Source organism: Kitasatospora sp. NPDC088346, from assembly GCF_044740765.1.
In the GTDB taxonomy this organism is placed as follows: domain Bacteria; phylum Actinomycetota; class Actinomycetes; order Streptomycetales; family Streptomycetaceae; genus Kitasatospora.
This window is the reverse complement of the sequence record NZ_JBIURH010000055.1, coordinates 25,254-42,246: the sequence shown is the minus strand read 5'-3', so window position 1 is coordinate 42,246 and position 16,993 is coordinate 25,254. Positions and strand designations below refer to the sequence as shown.

The following is a 16,993-nucleotide window of genomic DNA, read 5'->3' as shown; positions in this document are numbered from 1 at the left end:
GAATGCCTTGACTCTGATGAGGACCTCGCCGGTGGCGGCGACCGGGTCGGGCAGCTCCGTGACCGTGAGGACCTCGGGGCCGCCGTGGGCGGATATGACAATGGCCTTCATGTCCGAACCTCGTTCTTGAGTAGTCATTCAACTATTGGGCCGACGAAAGGGCCACCGCGCACGGTGGCCCGAAGTGTTGCGCCGTCAGGCGAGCGCGGCGAAGGCGTTGTCGACGATGGCCCGCAGGACCGCCTCGTCGGGATGGGCCTTGCCGACGACCATGAGCCCCTGGCAGGTCGCGACCAGCAGCTTGGCACTGCCGCCCGCGTCGAGCGAGCCTCGGACCTCGCCCCGGCGGGCGGCGTTCTCCAGGGCGTGGGTCATGCACCGCTCCAGGCGCGCCAGGTGGCCGCGCACGACGGCCGCCGCCGCGTCGTCCTCGACGGCGTTCTCGATCGCCGTGTTGACCAGGAGGCAGCCCTGACGCCCTTCAGGGCTGAGCAGGTCGCGCACCAGCCCGTCGAAGTAGCCGCGAACCTCCGCCACCGACGCGCCCGGCGCCTCCAACTCGCCGAGCTTCTGAGGCACGACCAGCTTCGAGTAGCGCTCCAGCGACTTCACGAAGAGCGCATGCTTGCCCCCGGGGAACGCGCTGTAGATGCTGCCGGGCTTGACCCCGGTGGCCTTCACCAGGTCCTCGATCGACGTGGCCCGGTAGCCGCGCTCCCAGAACCGGAGCATCGCCTGGTTCAGTACGGTGTCGGGGTCGAACTCGCGTGGTCTGGGCATGGCAGAAATATACATGAGCGACCGTTCAAGAACAATGGATCGCCGGGCCCGAAGGATCTGCAGGCCCTCTCGCGAGCAGCGCTGCCGCTGCCGGAACGGGCCGCACCCAGACGTCCGGCGGGTGGTGGGCGCGCAGGTACGCCGAGGTTCGACCCGGCGAGGCGTCCGCGATGACAGGCCGCTTCCCCGAACACACGGCACCCTTGCCCTCCGTCGGCGACCGGCGGGTGCGGTTCAGCGGCCCGGGGCAGCGCCGAGCGCATTCACGCGTCTGAGCACGGACCGCCCCGCACGCCTCGTGGCGTTGGGGGCGGAGGGTCAGCGGTGCTCGGGGTTCTCGAAGTCGAAGCGGCAGCCGGCGTCCCACTCGGAGCGCTGGTTGCCGTGGGCGGGGATGCCGCCGGCGTCCTTGAGCATCCGGGCCAGGTGAAGGAGGTTCCACGTCATGAAGGTGGTGTTGCGACGGGTGAACTCGTTCTCCGGCCCGCCGGAACCGGGGTCGAGGTAGGACGGGCCCGGGCCGGCCTCGCCGATCCATCCCGCGTCGGCCTGCGGCGGGATCGTGTAGCCCAGATGCTGGAGGCTGTAGAGCACGTTCATGGCGCAGTGCTTGACGCCGTCCTCGTTGCCGGTGACGAGGCAGCCGCCGGCCCGGCCGTAGTAGGCGTACTGGCCGGCGTCGTTGAGGAGCGAGGAGCAGGCATAGAGGCGTTCGATGACCCGCTTGGTCACGGAGGAGTTGTCGCCCAGCCAGATCGGTCCGGCGATGACCAGGATGTCCGCGGCCATCACCCGGGGGTACAGGGCGGGCCATTCGTCGGTCTCCCAGCCGTGTTCGGTCATGTCCGGCCAGACGCCGGTGGCGATGTCGTGGTCGACGGCGCGGATGACGTCGACGGTGACCCCCTGGCGCTCCAGGATGCCGCGGCTCACGTCGATCAGACCCTGGGTGTGGCTGCGTTCGGGTGAGCGTTTGAGCGTGCAGTTGAAGATCAGGGCGCGCAGGTCGCGGTAGGACGTCGTGGTGTCCGGCATGGGTGCGCTCCGGCTGTCGGGCGGGCACGGGTCCCGCACACTCCACCAGGCCCGGGTGCCTCGGGGGCGCGGGGGCCGGCCGCCACGCCGCAGGCGTCGACCGGGTGGGCCAAGCGGCCCAAGCGCCGCCCGACCGGCCGCGTCCGACGTGGGCGTACGGTCCGGGCACCAGCCGTGCGCATCCCGGCGGGGCCGGGATCGCCGCCTTCAGCGGTTTCCGACAGAACGTCACATACCGTGTCGAAAGGGAATGTGGCGAGCTCTCTCGCGCCGGTCACCGTCGACGGGGTTCCCGCCACGGCCCTCGCCCACGTCGTTCCGACTCCCGACCACGGCACCCAAGGCCGGGGTGGGATCGGTCCCGGACCTCCGGAAGGCAGAACCTCATGCAGAAGATCACTCGGCTCGCCGTGGCCGTCGCGACCGCACTCGCCGCGGCAGCCGCCGGCGCACCGTCGACCGCAGCCGCGTACGGCGGCGCAGGCGGTGGAGACGGTGACGGCCACCCACGTGGCGGGCGCCACGCGGTGTTCGTGCAGACCGACAACCCGTCGGGCAACCAGATCGTCGCCTACCGGCGCGCCGACGACGGGCGGCTCACCCCGGTCGGCACCTACGACACGCACGGGCTCGGCGGCGTACTGGGCGGGTCGGTCGCCGACCACCTCGCCTCCCAGGGGTCCCTCACCTACGACCCCGACCACGCGCTGCTGTACGCGGTGAACGCCGGAAGCGACACCGTCTCCGTGTTCTCCGTGGACGGCGACCGCCTCGCGCTGCGGCAGGTCGTCCCCTCGGGCGGCCGCTTCCCGGTGAGCATCACGGTGCACGACGACACCGTGTTCGTGCTCAACGCCCTGAACGGCGGTTCGATCCAGGGCTACACCGTCCGCAACGGGCACCTCCACCAGGAGGCCGGCTGGCAGCGGCCGCTGGGGCTCGACCCGAACGCCACGCCCCAGTTCACCAACACCCCGGGGCAGGTGGGCTTCACCGGCGACGGCTCGCAGCTCGTGGTCACCACCAAGGCCAACGGCAGCAGCCTGCTGGTGTTCAACCTCAACCGCTCCGGCGCTCCCGCCGCCACCCCCGTCGCCACGAGTCTGCCGGGCGCCGTGCCGTTCGCGTTCGTCCCCAACGGCAGGCACGGTCTGTTCCTGGCCGAGGCCGGCACCAACGCCGTGGCCACCTTCACGATCCACCGCGACGGCACCGCCACACAGGAGGCGTTCGCGGCCACCGGCCAGGCGGCCACCTGCTGGATCGTCGGCGTGCGCGACCTGCTCTACGCCTCCAACGCGGGCAGCTCCACCCTCACCGGCCTGCGCACCGCCGACCGCGGTCGCCAGCTGACCGTCCTGGGCAACACACCCACCGACCCCGGCACCGTCGACGCCGCCGTCTCCTCCAACGGGCACTACCTCTACGCCCAGACCGGGATCAACGGCATCCTCGACGAGTTCGCCGTCAACAGGGACGGATCCCTCACCGCACTCGGCTCCCAGACCGTCCCCGGCGCCGCCGGCGGCGAAGGCATCGTCGCCTTCTGACCCGCACACGGCAGTCGGCGCGGACCCGCCGCGGAGTCCGCGCGCCCCGGGCCGACTGCCGCCCGCAGCCGCACCGGCCCCTCCCCCAGGGTCGGCCACGCCCACCCCGCCCCGGCCTTGGGCCTTGGCAGGCCCCGCGAACAGCGCAGACCGGGGCGCCTCCCGAAGAGCGCCGCCCGGCCGCCCTTCCGCCCCGGCGCCTCAGATGGGCCCGTCTCCGTTCGCCGAGGCGTCAGCGCCCGGCCGTCTTGGTCCTCTCGTAGTGGCGGGCCGCGCGGGCCCTGGTCCCACAGCCGGCGGAGCACCACTCGCTATCTGGTGATCGCCCTGGTCGCGTTCAACGTCGTCGAGTACACCTCCACCCGCCGCTTCCGCTTCCTCGACTGGAACGGCAACATGGCCGCCCGATTGCTCTACTGGCCCACCGTCACCGTCCTCCTCCTCTCCACCACCGTGGCCGTCTTCCTCCTGTGACAAAGCACCGCCCGTGCCTGGGGCAGCCGGTGGGGGCACCACCGGCCGGCGGTCGTCGCCGAGCGCGCGCGGGGCACCGGCTGGGCTCCCGACGGCCGCCAGGGAAAGCTGCGAAAGCACCCGCAGCAGCGACTCGTCTGCTACGCCACTGGGCGCGAGGGCTCCGCGGGCCGACGAGTGCCAGGCAGTGGCACCTGGGCCCGCCGAGGCACGCGCGCGCTCGTCCTTCAGGAAAGCACCTGCGGCCGGCGGGTCAACGCCCTCGGCGCCCTGGGCGTCGACGGCCCCGACCCGCGGTTGGCCTTCCCCACCGCCACAGGCAAGATCACCGCCGATGTGCTCCTGGACTTCCTCTGCACCCACGTCGCCGGGCCACCCGGTGGCAGGGACACCCTCGCATTCGGCCCGACCGACAGTTCGCCCAGACCCCGCACCGTCGTACTGGACAACGCGTCCGCGCACGTCAGCCGGGTGGTGAAAGCAGCCAGGCCGCAGTTGGAGGTCCACGGAATCACCCTCTACTACCTGCCCCCCACAGTCCCGAGCCCAACCGGATCGAGCGCGTGTGGCGATCGGTGACGTACGAGGGCATACCCATCCGTGCCTACCCCTGGATCGCCGAACTCCATGCCGCCGTCGACCGGGCCCTCACCCACCGAGACGGCCAACTTCGGACAACAGCGGCTGACTTACGCAAGACCGCTTAGCCGGCGAGCTGGGGGTAGAGGGCGCCGAGGTCGGCCGAGAGGCCGGACTTGACCCGGCGGGTGAGCTCGTCGGCGATGACCTCGTAGGCGTCGGCCTCGATGCCGTCGAGTGCCTGCTCGGCGACGGCGTGCGGGGAGGACTTGGGTGCGTCGACGCCGGCGGCCATGTCGGTGTCGACGTAACCGACGTGCAGGCCGGTGACGTTGATGCCGCGGGCCTTGAGGTCCAGCCGCAGGGAGTTGGTCTGCGACCACAGGGCCGCCTTGGAGGCGCTGTACGAGCCGGACAGCGCCACCCAGGAGAGCACGGAGTGGACGGTGAGCAGGTGGCCGCCGCCGTTGCGCTCGATGATCGGGACGAACGCGCGGGTGGTGTGCAGCGGGCCGTAGAAGTTGGCCTCGAACTCCCGGCGGACGTCCTCGACCGGGGAGTCCAGGAAGGACGCGCCGACCAGCCCCGCGGCGTTGTTGACCAGGATGGTGACGTCCTGGGCCCGCTCGGCCGCGGCGGCGACCGACGCCGGGTCGGTGATCTCCATCGCCAGCGGTACGGCGTCGGGGTGGGTGACGGCCCGCGGGTCGCGGGCCGTGGCGTAGACCTGCTTCGCGCCCCGGGCGTACAGGGCCTCCACCAGGGCCTTGCCGAGGCCGCGGCTGCCGCCGGTGACCAGGACGTTCGCGCCTTCGATCGTGGTCATGACCGTTCTCCCTCAGATCTGGAAACCGATCGGTTTCCTCGGTTTCCACCAAGGTATACCGATCGGTTTCCAAACGGCAAGGGTCCGCGTAACCTCGGGAGCATGACCACCGACGAAGGCCTGAAGGTGTCCGCGCGCGAGCGCCTGCTGGACGCCGCGGCCGGCCTCTTCTACCGGGACGGCGTCGGCATCGGCGTGGACGCGCTGTGCCGGGCGGCCGGGGTGTCCAAACGCACCATGTACCAGCTGTTCGACAGCAAGGACGAGGTCCTGGCGGCGAGCCTGGAGCGGCGCAGCCCCGCCTACCTGGCGCTGACCCTGCCCGGCGAGGACGACCCGGGGCCGCCGCGCGCCCGGGTGCTGCACGTGTTCGAGCGTCTGGAGGCACTGACCGCCGCGCCGGAGTACCGGGGCTGCCCCTTCGTCGCCACGGCGGTCGAGCTCAAGGACCCGGGGCACCCGGCCAGCGTGGTCGCCCGTCGCTCCAAGGACGCCCTGACCGCCTTCTTCCAGCGCGAGGCCGCCCGGGGCGGCGCGGTCGAGCCCGAGACCCTGGCCCGCCAGCTGACCATCGTCTTCGACGGCGCGGGCAGTCGGGCGGTCGTCCAGGGGCGGCCGCTGGACGGGCTGGCCGTGGCCACGGCGAACGCCCTGCTGGACGCGGCGGGCGTGGCCTGAGCCCGGGACCCGGCCTGCGCCCGGGTTCAGCCCTCGCCGAGCCGCGGCGGGGCGCGGTGGTAGCGGGGTGGGGTGACGGACATCGTGATCGGGTTGGCCACCTGGGGTGCCGCGCTGCCCGGGACCGCGACGGTGGGCTCCAGCCCGAGGGCGGTGGCGAGGCCGAACGCCTCCCGTACGTCGTTGATCGGGCCGGCCGGCACCCCGGCCGCGCGGAACAGCGCGAACCACTCGTCCGCGCCGCGCATCGCCAGCCGCTCCGCCAGTTCGGCCGCCAGCGCCGTCCGGTGGGCGACCCGGTCGGTGTTGTGCGCGAAGCGCGGGTCGTCGGCCAGTGCGGCGCGGCCGAGCGCCTGCGCCAGCGCCCGGAACTGCCGGTCGTTGCCGACGGCCAGCACCAGCGGGCGGGACGCCGTCGGGAACACCTCGTACGGGGCGATGCTCGGGTGGCGGTTGCCGAGGATGCCGGGGACCGCGCCCGCACCGAGGTACCCGGAGGCCTGGTTCACCAACGAGGACAGCAGCGTGGACAGCAGGTTGACCTCGACCAGCTGCCCCTGCCCGGTGCGGTCGCGGTGGTGCAGCGCGGCCAGGATCCCGGCCAGCGCGTGCACCCCGGTGAGGACGTCGACCAGTGCGACCCCGGCCTTGGTCGGCTCGTCGGGGCCGGGCCCGGTGACGCTCATCAGCCCGCCGACGGCCTGGACCAGCAGGTCGTAGCCGGCCAGCGCGGCGCCCTCGCCGGAGCCGAAGCCGGTGATCGAGCAGTAGATCAGGCCGGGCCGCACGGCCCGCAGGTCCCGGTAGCCGAGGCCGAGGCGGTCCATGGTCCCGGCGCGGAAGTTCTCCACCACGATGTCGGCGCCGCGCACCAGGTCGAGGGCGCGGCCCAGGTCGCGGCTGTCGTGGAGGTCGAGCACCACCGAACGCTTGTTGCGGTTGACGGCGTTGAAGTACGTCGCCTGCCCGTCCGCGTCGAACGGCGGGCCCCAGGCACGGGTGTCGTCCCCGGTCCCCGGCCGTTCGACCTTGACCACGTCCGCGCCGAGGTCCGCGAGCATCATGGTGGCGTACGGGCCGGCCAGCACCCGGCTGAAGTCGGCGACGACGATGCCGTCGAGGGCACCAGCGGTCATGCGCTCCTCCTCGTTCTCCGTGTTCGAGACTAGGCCACGCCCTCGAGGATGCCTCGCTCCTTGTCCGCATCGATCCCGTGCTTGGCCCAACGCCTATGCGGTACAGGAACGTTGCCGCGCCTCAGCCACGTCCACGTGTCGGCAACGGTCTCGGCGAGCGGGCCGGCTCCGGAAGTCGGCCGCGAACGCCGAGGACGCGTCGATGGCAGACACGCCGGGGTACACGCACCGGCCGGCAACCGGTTCCAGAGCCCGGACACCGGCCAGCACGTCACGCGGGCTGAGAGCGGAGGCGGACGTGTCGACCGCGGCGTCACACGGGCCCTGCCCAGCGAGCCGGGCAAGATCCTCAGCCCGTTCGCGGTCACCGTGCACGACCTCCGTGCCGGCCATCGGCCCGCCGGACCGGCCGCGGGTGAACGTCGTCACCTCCCAGCCGCGGGCCGGTGCACCGGCCATGACCGCCGGGCCCAGGCACCAACCACCACCCAGGACGAGAATCCTCGTGCGGGCGATCCTGCCGGTCCGACTCCTTCCCGCGCAGCCGCCCACCGGATCGGGTGTCGCATACCGGTCGCGAAGCAGGTCGAGGTACCGGTCGACGAGCTGCTGCTCCAGGTCGTTCCCGATGGAGCGGACAACGGCCAGGGCGTGGGCCTCCACCGTCTCTGGGGAGACGCCCTCGAAGCTGCTGCCGTCGTGCAGCTCGAACCACAGCTGCTCTCCGGGCGGGCGGCGTAGAGCCTTACCGCTGACACGGCCACCCGCTGCGCTCGGCGGCACCGCGCTGCCGTCCGGGGCGCAGGAGGACCTCGACGCGGCGATCCTCGGAAGCGCGCCGTACAGCCGGTTCGTGCGGTCCGGGTCGTTGCGTGACCTGGACGAGGCGATCAGGGCAGACCGGGAGGCGGTGCGTACCATCGGCGCCACCCATCCCGTCCGCGTCCGATTGCTGTCGAACCTCGCGTTCGACCTTCGCGCCCGGTACGTGGTGGCCGAGGAGCCCGCCGACCTGGCCGAGGCCGTCGCTGCTTCGAGGAAGTGCCGGGAAGCGAGCTGGCAGCCCCCTCGGTCCGACTCCGGGCTGCCCGTTCGGCGGGCGAGCTCGCCGCGGACACCGAGCCGAACCGCCCGGCGGCGCTGTTGGAGCAGGCGGTGCGACTGCTGCCCCAGGTAGCGCCGCGTCAGTTGGCGCGGACCGAGCAGCAGTTCGCGGGAGGCGGCTTCGCCGGCCTCACGGCCGACGCCGCAGCGCTCGCGCTCAACGATCCGGCCACCCCCGAGAACGAGCGGCCCGCCTTGGCGCTGAGACTTCTGGAGACTGGCCGGGCGGTACTGCCGGGCCGGTCCCTGGAGACCCGCAGCGATCTCGCCGAGCTGACCCGGTGCCACCCCGCGCCGGCCGCCCGATTCGTCGACCTGTGCAACCAGCTCGACCAGCCGGCCACCGACCTCGCCGGCGGCGGGGAGACGGCCGTCACCGGCGCCTCCGCCGAAATCGCCCTACGCGACGACGGCGGCTCGCCACCGCGTGGGCCGCCCTGCTCACGGAGATCCGCGAGCAGGACCGGTTCACGACCTTCGCCGAGCCACCAGCCGCCGAGGATCTCCTGGCCCAGGCCGCCGAGGGGCCAGTGGGGTGGTGTTCGACATGAGCCAGTACCGCAGCGACGCCCTGCTGCTCACCGCCGACGGCATCTCCTGCCTCCCGCTGCCGCGACTGGACATCACCGTGCTGCGCGGCATGGCCATGGGCTTCCATCTGGCGCTGAGAGACGCGGCGCGGGGCCGCACCCGATCGGAACGCATCGCCGCACAGGAGTTTCTGTCCCTGCCGCTGGAGTGGCTCTGGGAGTTCGCCGCGCGCCCGGTGCTCGACGCGCTCGGCCACACCGGTGCCCCCGCCCCTGGTCCGGACTGGCCGGGGGGTGGTGGGTGCCCGGTGGGGTGCTGGGCCTGCTGCCCTTCCACGCCGCCGGCTACCACGGCGACCCGTCCGATCCTGCCGCCCGGGCCGTGCCGGACCGAGTGGTGTCCTCCCACACGCCGACCATCGGCGCCCTCCGGCACGCCCGCAGGGACCCCATTCGGCCAGCCCCGCCGCCGGGAAAGCCTTGGTCGTGGCGATGCCCACCACACCCGGCGGCCAACGCCCCCTGGACAACGCGCGCGCGGAGGCCGACCGGCTCGCCGGATTCCCCCACGTTATCGGCACCCTGTGGGCCATCGCCGGCTCCTGCGCCGTCCGGATCGCCGACACCCTCTACGATGCCCTGACTATCGGCTCGGGCCCCGACACCCGCCGAGCGGCCCACGCCCTGCACCACGCCGTCCGCACCGAACGGCACACCTTCCGCGCCACACCGTCGCCATGGGCCGCCCACCTGCACGTCGGCGCCCGAGGCCGCGCCGCCGGAGTCCCCGGTCCGACAGCGCCCTTCAGTGTCCGGCCGCCTGGGGGCCGAGGAAGGGTGGGCTGTCGAGGCGCGGCCGTGGTCGACATTGTCCCTCCTGGCGAGATGGGCACCGCGGCCCAGATCTGGGCCACCGCCGTGAAGGGCCTGGACTGCCGGGAGATCGAGCTGGACACACCACGCTGCGTGGGAGTTGCAAGGTCCAGGTAGCCCGCCTAACCCGTGAGCCGCTTCCGATGGGCGGCGATCAGCTCGCGGTACCACGCGTACGACGCCTTCGGCGTGCGCCGCTGCGTCTCGAAGTCCACGTGCACGAGGCCGAAGCGCTGGTGGAACCCCTCCGCCCACTCGAAGTTGTCGAGGAGGGACCAGGTGAAGTAGCCCCGGACGTCGACACCCTCGGCAATGGCGGCGGCGAGGGCGTCGAGATGACCGGCCAGGTAGTCGATGCGAGGCCGGTCGTCGACGGTGCCGTCGGCAGCCACCTCGTCGGCCACCGAGCAGCCGTTCTCGGTGATGGTGACGGGCGGGAGGGCGGTGCCGTAGCGGTCGCGGAGGCCGACGAGGAGTTCGCGCAGGCCCTCGGGGACGACGGGCCAGCCGAACGCGGTGCGGGGGACGTCCTCGATCGGGGCCTCGGCGAAGGGGAGGCCGGGTTCGGTGGGGGCTGCGATCCGGGTGGGGTTGTAGTAGTTGACGCCGAGGCCGTCGAGCGCCGTGCCGGCGATCAGCTTCAGGTCCCCGTCGCGGACGCTGCCGCCGAGGTCCGGGCCGACGCCGAAGGCGGACAGGTCGGGGTAGCACCCGAGCAGCAGCGGGTCGGTGAACAGCCGGTTGTGCAGGGCGTCGTACGCGGCAGCGGCCGCCAGGTCGCCCTGGTCGGAGCTCGCGGCGCGCACCGGGGTGAGGTTGTTGGCGATCATCACCTCAAGGTTGCGCTCGCCGAGCACGGAGGCGGCGAGGCCGTGGGCGAGGAGTTGGTGGTGCGCCGTGGGAAGGGCGTCGAGCATCAGGGCGCGGCCGGGTGCGTGGATGCCGAGTGCGTAGCCGTAGACCATGTGCACGAAGGGCTCGTTGAGGGTGATCCAGGCAGGGACGCGGTCGCCGAGGCGGTCGGCGACGACAGTGGTGTACTCGGCGAAGCGGTACGCGGTGTCGCGGTTCAGCCAGCCGCCGCCGTCCTCCCGCGCCTGTGGGAGGTCCCAGTGGAAGAGGGTGGGCAGCGGGGTGATCCCGGCTCCCAGCAGGCGGTCGACGAGGCGGTCGTAGAAGTCGAGGCCGGCCGGGTTGACCGGACCCGCACCGCTGGGCTGGACACGCGACCATGCGATGGAGAAGCGGTAGCCATCGAGCCCGAGCCCCTTCATCAGAGCAACGTCCTCGGGATACCGGTGGTAGTGGTCGCAGGCGACGGCACTGGTATGCCCGTCTCGGACCGCGCCGGGGCGTGCCGCGAAGACGTCCCATACCGACGGGCCGCGCCCGTCCTCCGCCACCGCCCCCTCGATCTGGTAGGCCGCGGTCGAGACACCCCAACGGAAGCCTCCGGGCAGGTCGAGACGGTTCGGCACAGCTGACTCCTTGGTCAAGGCGGCGGCGGATCGGCGAGCGAAGTACATGAGGGAGCCTCATGTTAGCCCCATTCCGCCGGCGCGTCAGGGGCATGCCCGCACTCATGATCTGCGCAGGCGGGTCCTCGCCGTCGACAACCTGGGCAACGTCCCGATCACGGGCTCGGTGCGGTCCGGCCCGACCGGCCGACCTGCGGATCACGCTGGGACGAACGGCGGCGGTGACCGTCCGGATCAGACCTCCGCGCACCCTGTGGACGGGCCCGCACCGGACCGGAGCACCGCCGCTGGTCGGCGAGGGCCGGTACGCGCAGCCGGTGATGCTGTCCCCCTGGGGCGACCGCAGCGCGACGGTCGTGGTCACCGCCGCCATTGCGGGCAACCCGGCGCAGTTGTGGACCATCACCTGACACACGCACCCCTCACCGACGCTAGGACCTGGCTGCCTCCGCAGCCCCACCGCCGGCTCGACAGGTCCGCCGCGCGGCGGCGCTGCGGGTCCCTCACCAGGAGCGGGGCGAGCTGCTGGGTCATCGGTCGGCAGATCCTGCGGACGGTCAAGGAGGTCAGGTCTGGCGTTCGATCCGGTCCCGCGCCTTCCGGCTCGGCCTGCTGTTGGCCGCTGCCAGCACCGGTTCAGTTCTTCCGGGCGGACAGCCGGCCGATGCCCGGAGGACCCCATTGTGCCGGTCCGATGGCCGGCGGCGGCGCAGGGGCGAGGCGCTGTGGAAAGCCTGAGGTCCAACACCGGGTGCCGTCCTCCAGGACGGCAAAAGCTTCGGTCGCGGGGAGCCGCTCGACCCGGTCGAGCGCGCGTGCGGAACCCATCGCGAAGGCCGCGGTGGCCCAGGCGTCCGTGCGGGCCAGCCACCGACCGATCAGGGTGACGGAGAGCATGCCGCCGGCCGGGCGATCGGTGTGCGGGTCCCAGATGTGGGCTCCGCGTTCCGCGACACCGGAGGTGGCGACGGCGAGGTCATGACCGCTGACGACGACGGCGAGGCCGCCCGGGCGCACCGGGTCGGCGATACCGATCCGCCACGGGCCGCCGCAGGTCTGGACGTCACCGCCGCCACCCACACTGTGCCGGGTGGACCCGGCAGCCCGCAGGTACCGGGATGCCTCCTCCACGGCCCAGCCCTTCACCCAGCCGCTCGGGTCGAGCCGGCCTCCGGGGTGGTCGGTGAACCAGCCGTCGGTTTCGACGGCAACCTCACGGCAGCGTTCCAGCACCTCGGCGACGTCCGGATCACATTGGGCGAGCGTCAGTTCGCCGCGTCCGAGCCTGCTGATGTCGGACGTGGGCCGGTAGGTGGAGAACACCTCGTCGATCCGGTGCAGCCGTTGGACGATCCGGCGCAGTGCGCGGTCCGTCGCGGCGGTGGAATCGCGGACGGTGAAGGAGAACACCGTACCCATGACATGTTCGGCGTGCCGCAGGGCGGCCTGCTGGGCCGGAGGGCCGGCGGCCACCGCTACAGCCCCGCCTGGTCGAGGGCGCTCTGCAGTGAGCGGGTGTAGCCGTCACTGGTGTACGTTGCCCCGGACACGGCATCGATGTGCGCACTCTGGGCGGCGATCGCCTCCTGGTTGAGCTGTGGCAGGGCAAAGCTGTTGATCTCCTGGTCACGGCGGTCGTGACTGGGGTAGCGGATCACCTCGATCTTTGCGATCCTCCCGCCGTCCAGGGTGACTCTGACCTGGACGGCCCCGTAACGGGTGTTGGCCGCGTCACCGGTCACCGATCGGGAGGGCCCGCCGGCGGACGTCGCCGACGGGGCCGGGACGGCGACTGCGGCCGTGGAGGTGGCCGTCGGGGCCGGCGCCTCGGATTCACCGGAGGTAATGACGCCACCGCCCGTGGCCACGTCGTGCGGTTTGAGCGAGAGCAGCAGGATCACCCCTGCCACGGTGGCGGTACTGGTGATGACGGCTCTGCGCAAGGGAGTTCTCCTCAACTGTCGGGTGGTCGGGGACGGTCGACGAGTCAGAGCTCGAAGGATTCGCAGTGGATGCGCGAGCGCCGGACCCCGGCGGCCCGCAGGCCTCGTACGGCCTCGCCTGCGAAGGCCGGCGGTCCGCACAGGTACACCTCGTGCGCGGCGAGGTCCGGGACGAGCCCCCGGAGCGCGGCACCGAGATCGCCGATCTGGGCACGGGTGCCTAGTAGCTCGTGCACCTGGGCGCCACGGGCGGTCGCGACGGTCGCCAGTTCGCCCCGGAAGAGGATGTCCTGCGGCCGGCGGGCGCGCTGGACGAGGGTCAGGTCGCCCGGCAGGGTCTCGAACAGCGCGCGAAGCGGGGTGATCCCGACTCCGGCGCCGAGCAGCAGCACCTTGTGCTCCCTGCGGCGCCCGGCGGTGAACGCCCCGTACGGGCCCTCGGCTCGTAGGCGTGTACCGGGCTCGAGTCGGGCGACGGCGGCGCTGTGGCCGCCGAGGTCCTTCACGGTGAAGCGAAGGAAGTGCGGATGGGGCGGGGCGGAGATTGAGTACGGGTTGGCGGTCCAGCGCAGTCCGGGTGTCTGGAATTGGAGACGGAAGAACTGACCTGCCTCGGATCCGAGTCGGTCCAGGCGCTCGCCGGTGACGAACAGCGAGACCACGCCCGGGCCCTCCGCCCGGACTTCGGCCACTCGCATCCGGTGGCGGCGGTCGCGCCAAGAGGGTACGGCGAGACGGTACCAACCGAGCAGGGCGGCGGTGCCGAGATACAGCGCGTACCAGACGGCGCGTTCGGGACCGCCGCCGAGGTCCGCGCCGTCGGCCAGCTGATGGCCGAAGCCGAGCGCGACGGCCAGGTACGTCGCCAGATGCAGATAATTCCAGAGCTCGTAGCTCATCCGGCGGCGTGCCACGCGCGCGCTCACCGCACCCGTCCCGAACATGATCAGAGTGGCCAGCGCCGCTTTGATCATCTCGGGGTAGTGGAACACCAGCCGCACCCCCTCGCCGACCAACCCGCGCCCGTCGGTCAGCGCGTAGCCCCAGGTGATGGTCAGGACGTGCGCGGCGACCAGGCCGACCAGCCAGCGTCCTCCGCCCGCGTGCCAGCGCGCCAGGCGGTCCGCGCCGACCTCACGCTCCAGCAGGGGGATCCGGGCCATCAGGAGCAGCAGCACCGGCGCGGTGTACCCGGCCAGCAGACCGGTGATCCGGCCTGCACCGGTGATCCAGTCCTCGGCGCTGCTCACTCCGGCCGTGCCCTGCCACCAGATGGCCAGAACTCCGGCGGCTCCCACCGCGATCAGTACCTGCGCAACGCGCGCCACTGTTCCGGGTGGAAGGGTACGCCCGCCCCGGCCGGGGCCGGCCGTACCCGCCGGTCGGATACCGCGTGTGCGTGTCGGTGCGTCCATCCCGGCCTCCTCTCCACTCACTGCTGCTGTCGCTGCCCGAAACCCTGGCACCGTAAGCTCTCAGTTCCCTCTGAACGCGATGTCTCCGATCCCGATCGGTCAGCGCGTTCTCGCAGGTCAATGACGTTCGGCCGCGACGAACGGCAGAAGTGGATCTCATAGCCTTCTCATCTGGAGGGTGACAATGGATCCAGCCACCACCCCGAGCCCCTTGGACCCGCATGGACGCCCCCTCCCCCGCCCGGCCGTCACCCTGGCGGATCCTGGTCGTGGACGACGAACCTGACCTGGTCGAGGTGGTCTGCGGCGCGCTCAGGTACGAGGGCTGGCAGACGCGCGGTGCGGAGGACGGCCCGAGTGCCGTGGCGATCGCCGCCGAGTGGCACCCGCATGCCGTGGTGCTGGACATGATGCTTCCCAGCCTCGATGGCATGCAGGTCCTGGAACGGATCCACGCCACCGGTCCGGAGATACGCGTGCTGTTCCTCACCGCCAAGGACGCCGTGGAGGACCGGATCGCCGCGCTGGCGGCCGGCGGGGACGACTACGTCACCAAGCCGTTCAGCCTCGCCGAAGTGGTGGTACGCCTTCGCGGTCTGCTGCGGCGGGCCACCCCGTCGGGACCGGAGCGCCTCGTGCCCCCGGCGCACGCCTTGGTCCTGGGGGACCTGGTGCTGGACGAGCAGGCCCGGGAAGTCACCCGCGCCGGTGACACCGTCGACCTGAGCCCCACCGAGTTCGCACTGCTCCGCCTCCTGATGAGCCACCCACGCCAGGTGCTGAGCAAGGCGCAGATCCTGGATGCGGTCTGGTCGTACGACTTCGGCGGCCAGGCCCATGTGGTCGAGCTCTACATCAGTTATCTCCGCAAGAAGATCGACGCCGGTCGGCCAGCGATGATCCACACCGTTCGCGGGGCCGGCTACCTGATCAAGGTGCCGCAGTGATCGGCCCGGCGGCGCGCCGCGCCACCGCGCGCCTGCCCGTGCCGCGCACCCTGCGGGCCCGTCTGGTCACCGGCCTGCTCGCCCTGCTCCTGCTGACCTGCGGCGGGGTCGCCCTCGCCACCACCGAGGCGCTCCGTCACTTCCTGGTCGACCGCCTCGACCAGCAACTCTCCGACACCTCCGGCCGCTATGCAGCCAGTCTGGAACACCGGGACACCCGGGTCCCGGGAACAACAGGCAGCCGAAGCGACACCCGCGCGCAGGCACCCGGTACCCTCGGCGCCCGGCTGCTCAACGGCAGGGTGACCAACGCCGGTGTGGTCGACGGCGACGCCGACGATGCCGGGGTCGCCGCCGGAGACACCCCGGCCGACACCGACGACCAGGTACAGCTGACCGCCGCCGACCAGCGGGCACTGGCCGCGCTGCCGGTCGGCGGCGCGGCACGAAGCATCCGCCTGTCCGGGCTCGGGGGCTACCGGGTGCGCGCCTTCACCGGCCAGGACGGCGATGTCCTGGTCACCGGGCTGCCGCTGCGCCCGCTGGAGGCGACGACCCATCAACTCGTCACCGTGGAGATGGTGGTGTTCGCCATCGCGCTGGCAACTGCCACGGCGGTCGGCGCGTTCTGGATCCGTCTCTCGCTGCGCCCGCTCGACCGCGTCGTGGCAGCGGCCGAACGCGTCGGATGCCTGCCGCTGGCCAGCGGGGAGGTCGAACTCACCATCCGCGTGCGGGAGGACGACATCCGGACCGAGGTCGGCAGGGTCGGCGCGGCCGTCAATCGGATGCTCGGCCACGTCGAGGACGCCCTCGCCCAGCGCCAGGCTGTCGAGGAGCGGCTGCGGGCGTTCGCCGCGGACGCCAGCCACGAACTGCGCACCCCGGTGGCCACCGTCCGGGGCCACGCAGAACTGGCCCTGCGGCACCCCGGCCCGATCGCCGAGCCCGTACGCCACTCGCTCGCCCGCATCGACTCCGAGTCCCGGCGGATGGGTGCCATTGTCGAGGACCTGCTCCTGCTGGCCCGGCTCGACGCTGGGCGGCCACTCGCCCTCGGCAGCGTCGACCTGACCCGATTGGCTCTGGACGGCGCTGATGACGCCCGCGCCGCCGGACCGCGCCACCACTGGCGGCTCGAACTGTCCGAAGAGCCGGTCGTGGTACCGGGGGACGGTGACCGGCTCCGGCAGGTGGTGGCCAATTTGCTCGCCAACGCCCGCACCCACACCCCTGACGGCACCGAGGTGACGCTGGCGCTCGGACGCGGCGGCGGCCAGGCGCTGCTCACCGTCACCGACACCGGCCCCGGGATCGACGCCGAGATCGCGCCCCGGATCTTCGAACGCTTCGTGCGGGGCGACCGGGCCCGATCGAGAACGCACGGGAGCACCGGGCTGGGGCTCGCGATCGTGCATGCCGTCGTGGCCGCTCACAGCGGCACGGTGACGCTCTCCAGCCGCCCCGGTCATACCGCTTTCACCGTGGCCCTCCCTCTGGAGTCGCCGGCCGGCACGGCCTGAGACGGCACCGCCCGAGGAACGCGGCACGCCTGGCCTTCTCCGCGCCGAGATCCGTCTCGGTCGGGCCGCCCTGTCCACGCTCGGATCAGGCTGACGTTCCGTCGAGGCGCCCTGTCGGTTCC

At 72.3% G+C, this 16,993-nt stretch carries 17 protein-coding genes and 1 pseudogene; 8 read left to right on the top strand and 10 right to left on the bottom strand.

Going from position 1 to position 16,993, the window contains the following annotated elements:
- Nucleotides 1-195 precede the first annotated feature (195 nt).
- Nucleotides 196-780 carry a TetR/AcrR family transcriptional regulator gene (locus ACIOFR_RS36625; RefSeq protein ID WP_401004277.1) on the bottom strand — a complete coding sequence of 195 codons (585 nt, stop codon included), beginning with the start codon at nucleotides 778-780 and terminating at the stop codon, nucleotides 196-198.
- 318 nt (nucleotides 781-1,098) lie between these two features.
- Complete coding sequence (locus ACIOFR_RS36620; RefSeq protein ID WP_401004275.1) at nucleotides 1,099-1,815, bottom strand: flavodoxin family protein; 717 nt, start codon at nucleotides 1,813-1,815, stop codon at nucleotides 1,099-1,101.
- A gap of 386 nt (nucleotides 1,816-2,201) precedes the next feature.
- On the opposite strand from ACIOFR_RS36620, the gene ACIOFR_RS36615 reads away from it, so the two are divergent.
- The gene (locus ACIOFR_RS36615) at nucleotides 2,202-3,365 is read left to right on the top strand and encodes a lactonase family protein (protein ID WP_401004273.1); all 1,164 of its coding nucleotides are present in this window, start codon (nucleotides 2,202-2,204) and stop codon (nucleotides 3,363-3,365) included.
- A 232-nt stretch (nucleotides 3,366-3,597) separates the two neighbouring features.
- Here ACIOFR_RS36615 and ACIOFR_RS36610 read toward each other — a convergent pair.
- Nucleotides 3,598-3,657: pseudogene (locus ACIOFR_RS36610) on the bottom strand (hypothetical protein); the annotation flags it as partial.
- A 26-nt stretch (nucleotides 3,658-3,683) separates the two neighbouring features.
- On the opposite strand from ACIOFR_RS36610, the gene ACIOFR_RS36605 reads away from it, so the two are divergent.
- On the top strand, nucleotides 3,684-3,839 hold the full coding sequence (locus tag ACIOFR_RS36605) for a hypothetical protein (RefSeq protein ID WP_401004271.1): 156 nt from the start codon (nucleotides 3,684-3,686) through the stop codon (nucleotides 3,837-3,839).
- A 177-nt stretch (nucleotides 3,840-4,016) separates the two neighbouring features.
- A complete protein-coding gene (locus ACIOFR_RS36600) occupies nucleotides 4,017-4,418 on the top strand; it encodes a transposase (protein ID WP_401004269.1) in 402 nt (133 codons plus the stop codon).
- A gap of 124 nt (nucleotides 4,419-4,542) precedes the next feature.
- Here the strand turns inward: ACIOFR_RS36600 and ACIOFR_RS36595 are convergent, their stop codons facing one another.
- The gene (locus ACIOFR_RS36595) at nucleotides 4,543-5,244 is read right to left on the bottom strand and encodes an SDR family oxidoreductase (protein WP_401004267.1); all 702 of its coding nucleotides are present in this window, start codon (nucleotides 5,242-5,244) and stop codon (nucleotides 4,543-4,545) included.
- 102 nt (nucleotides 5,245-5,346) lie between these two features.
- On the opposite strand from ACIOFR_RS36595, the gene ACIOFR_RS36590 reads away from it, so the two are divergent.
- Nucleotides 5,347-5,922: a TetR/AcrR family transcriptional regulator gene (locus tag ACIOFR_RS36590; RefSeq protein ID WP_401004265.1), complete on the top strand. Its 576-nt coding sequence runs from the start codon at nucleotides 5,347-5,349 to the stop codon at nucleotides 5,920-5,922.
- 26 nt (nucleotides 5,923-5,948) lie between these two features.
- Here ACIOFR_RS36590 and ACIOFR_RS36585 read toward each other — a convergent pair whose 3' ends face one another.
- On the bottom strand, nucleotides 5,949-7,058 hold the full coding sequence (locus ACIOFR_RS36585; RefSeq protein WP_401004263.1) for a CaiB/BaiF CoA transferase family protein: 1,110 nt from the start codon (nucleotides 7,056-7,058) through the stop codon (nucleotides 5,949-5,951).
- 93 nt (nucleotides 7,059-7,151) lie between these two features.
- Entirely contained in the window at nucleotides 7,152-7,979 is an 828-nt protein-coding gene (locus tag ACIOFR_RS36580; RefSeq protein WP_401004262.1) for a hypothetical protein, read from the bottom strand.
- Between the two features lie 1,205 nt (nucleotides 7,980-9,184).
- Between ACIOFR_RS36580 and ACIOFR_RS36575 the strand changes: the two genes are divergently transcribed.
- Nucleotides 9,185-9,682 (top strand): CHAT domain-containing protein, encoded by a 498-nt coding sequence (locus ACIOFR_RS36575; protein ID WP_401004260.1) that lies wholly within the window; start codon nucleotides 9,185-9,187, stop codon nucleotides 9,680-9,682.
- Nucleotides 9,683-9,687: 5 nt separating this feature from the next.
- On the opposite strand, the gene ACIOFR_RS36570 is transcribed toward ACIOFR_RS36575, so the two are convergent.
- Nucleotides 9,688-11,043, bottom strand: a complete 1,356-nt coding sequence (locus tag ACIOFR_RS36570) for a GH1 family beta-glucosidase (RefSeq protein ID WP_401004258.1) — start codon at nucleotides 11,041-11,043, stop codon at nucleotides 9,688-9,690.
- Nucleotides 11,044-11,264: 221 nt separating this feature from the next.
- On the opposite strand from ACIOFR_RS36570, the gene ACIOFR_RS36565 reads away from it, so the two are divergent.
- Entirely contained in the window at nucleotides 11,265-11,453 is a 189-nt protein-coding gene (locus tag ACIOFR_RS36565) for a hypothetical protein (protein ID WP_401004256.1), read from the top strand.
- Between the two features lie 226 nt (nucleotides 11,454-11,679).
- On the opposite strand, the gene ACIOFR_RS36560 is transcribed toward ACIOFR_RS36565, so the two are convergent.
- Genes ACIOFR_RS36560 through ACIOFR_RS36550 form a run of 3 tightly spaced genes read right to left on the bottom strand, consistent with a single transcriptional unit; the run spans nucleotide 11,680 to nucleotide 14,314 of the window.
- Complete coding sequence (locus ACIOFR_RS36560) at nucleotides 11,680-12,462, bottom strand: FAD:protein FMN transferase (RefSeq protein ID WP_401004279.1); 783 nt, start codon at nucleotides 12,460-12,462, stop codon at nucleotides 11,680-11,682.
- A gap of 56 nt (nucleotides 12,463-12,518) precedes the next feature.
- Nucleotides 12,519-12,986, bottom strand: coding sequence for an FMN-binding protein (locus tag ACIOFR_RS36555; RefSeq protein ID WP_401004254.1), 468 nt, complete (start codon nucleotides 12,984-12,986; stop codon nucleotides 12,519-12,521).
- Between the two features lie 44 nt (nucleotides 12,987-13,030).
- A complete protein-coding gene (locus ACIOFR_RS36550; RefSeq protein ID WP_401004252.1) occupies nucleotides 13,031-14,314 on the bottom strand; it encodes a ferric reductase-like transmembrane domain-containing protein in 1,284 nt (427 codons plus the stop codon).
- Nucleotides 14,315-14,622: 308 nt separating this feature from the next.
- Here ACIOFR_RS36550 and ACIOFR_RS36545 point away from each other — a divergent pair, with 308 nt between their 5' ends.
- On the top strand, nucleotides 14,623-15,348 hold the full coding sequence (locus ACIOFR_RS36545) for a response regulator transcription factor (RefSeq protein ID WP_401004250.1): 726 nt from the start codon (nucleotides 14,623-14,625) through the stop codon (nucleotides 15,346-15,348).
- On the top strand, nucleotides 15,345-16,871 hold the full coding sequence (locus ACIOFR_RS36540; protein ID WP_401004248.1) for a sensor histidine kinase: 1,527 nt from the start codon (nucleotides 15,345-15,347) through the stop codon (nucleotides 16,869-16,871). Before ACIOFR_RS36545 ends, ACIOFR_RS36540 begins: the two co-directional genes overlap by 4 nt.
- The last annotated feature ends 122 nt before the right edge of the window (nucleotides 16,872-16,993 follow it).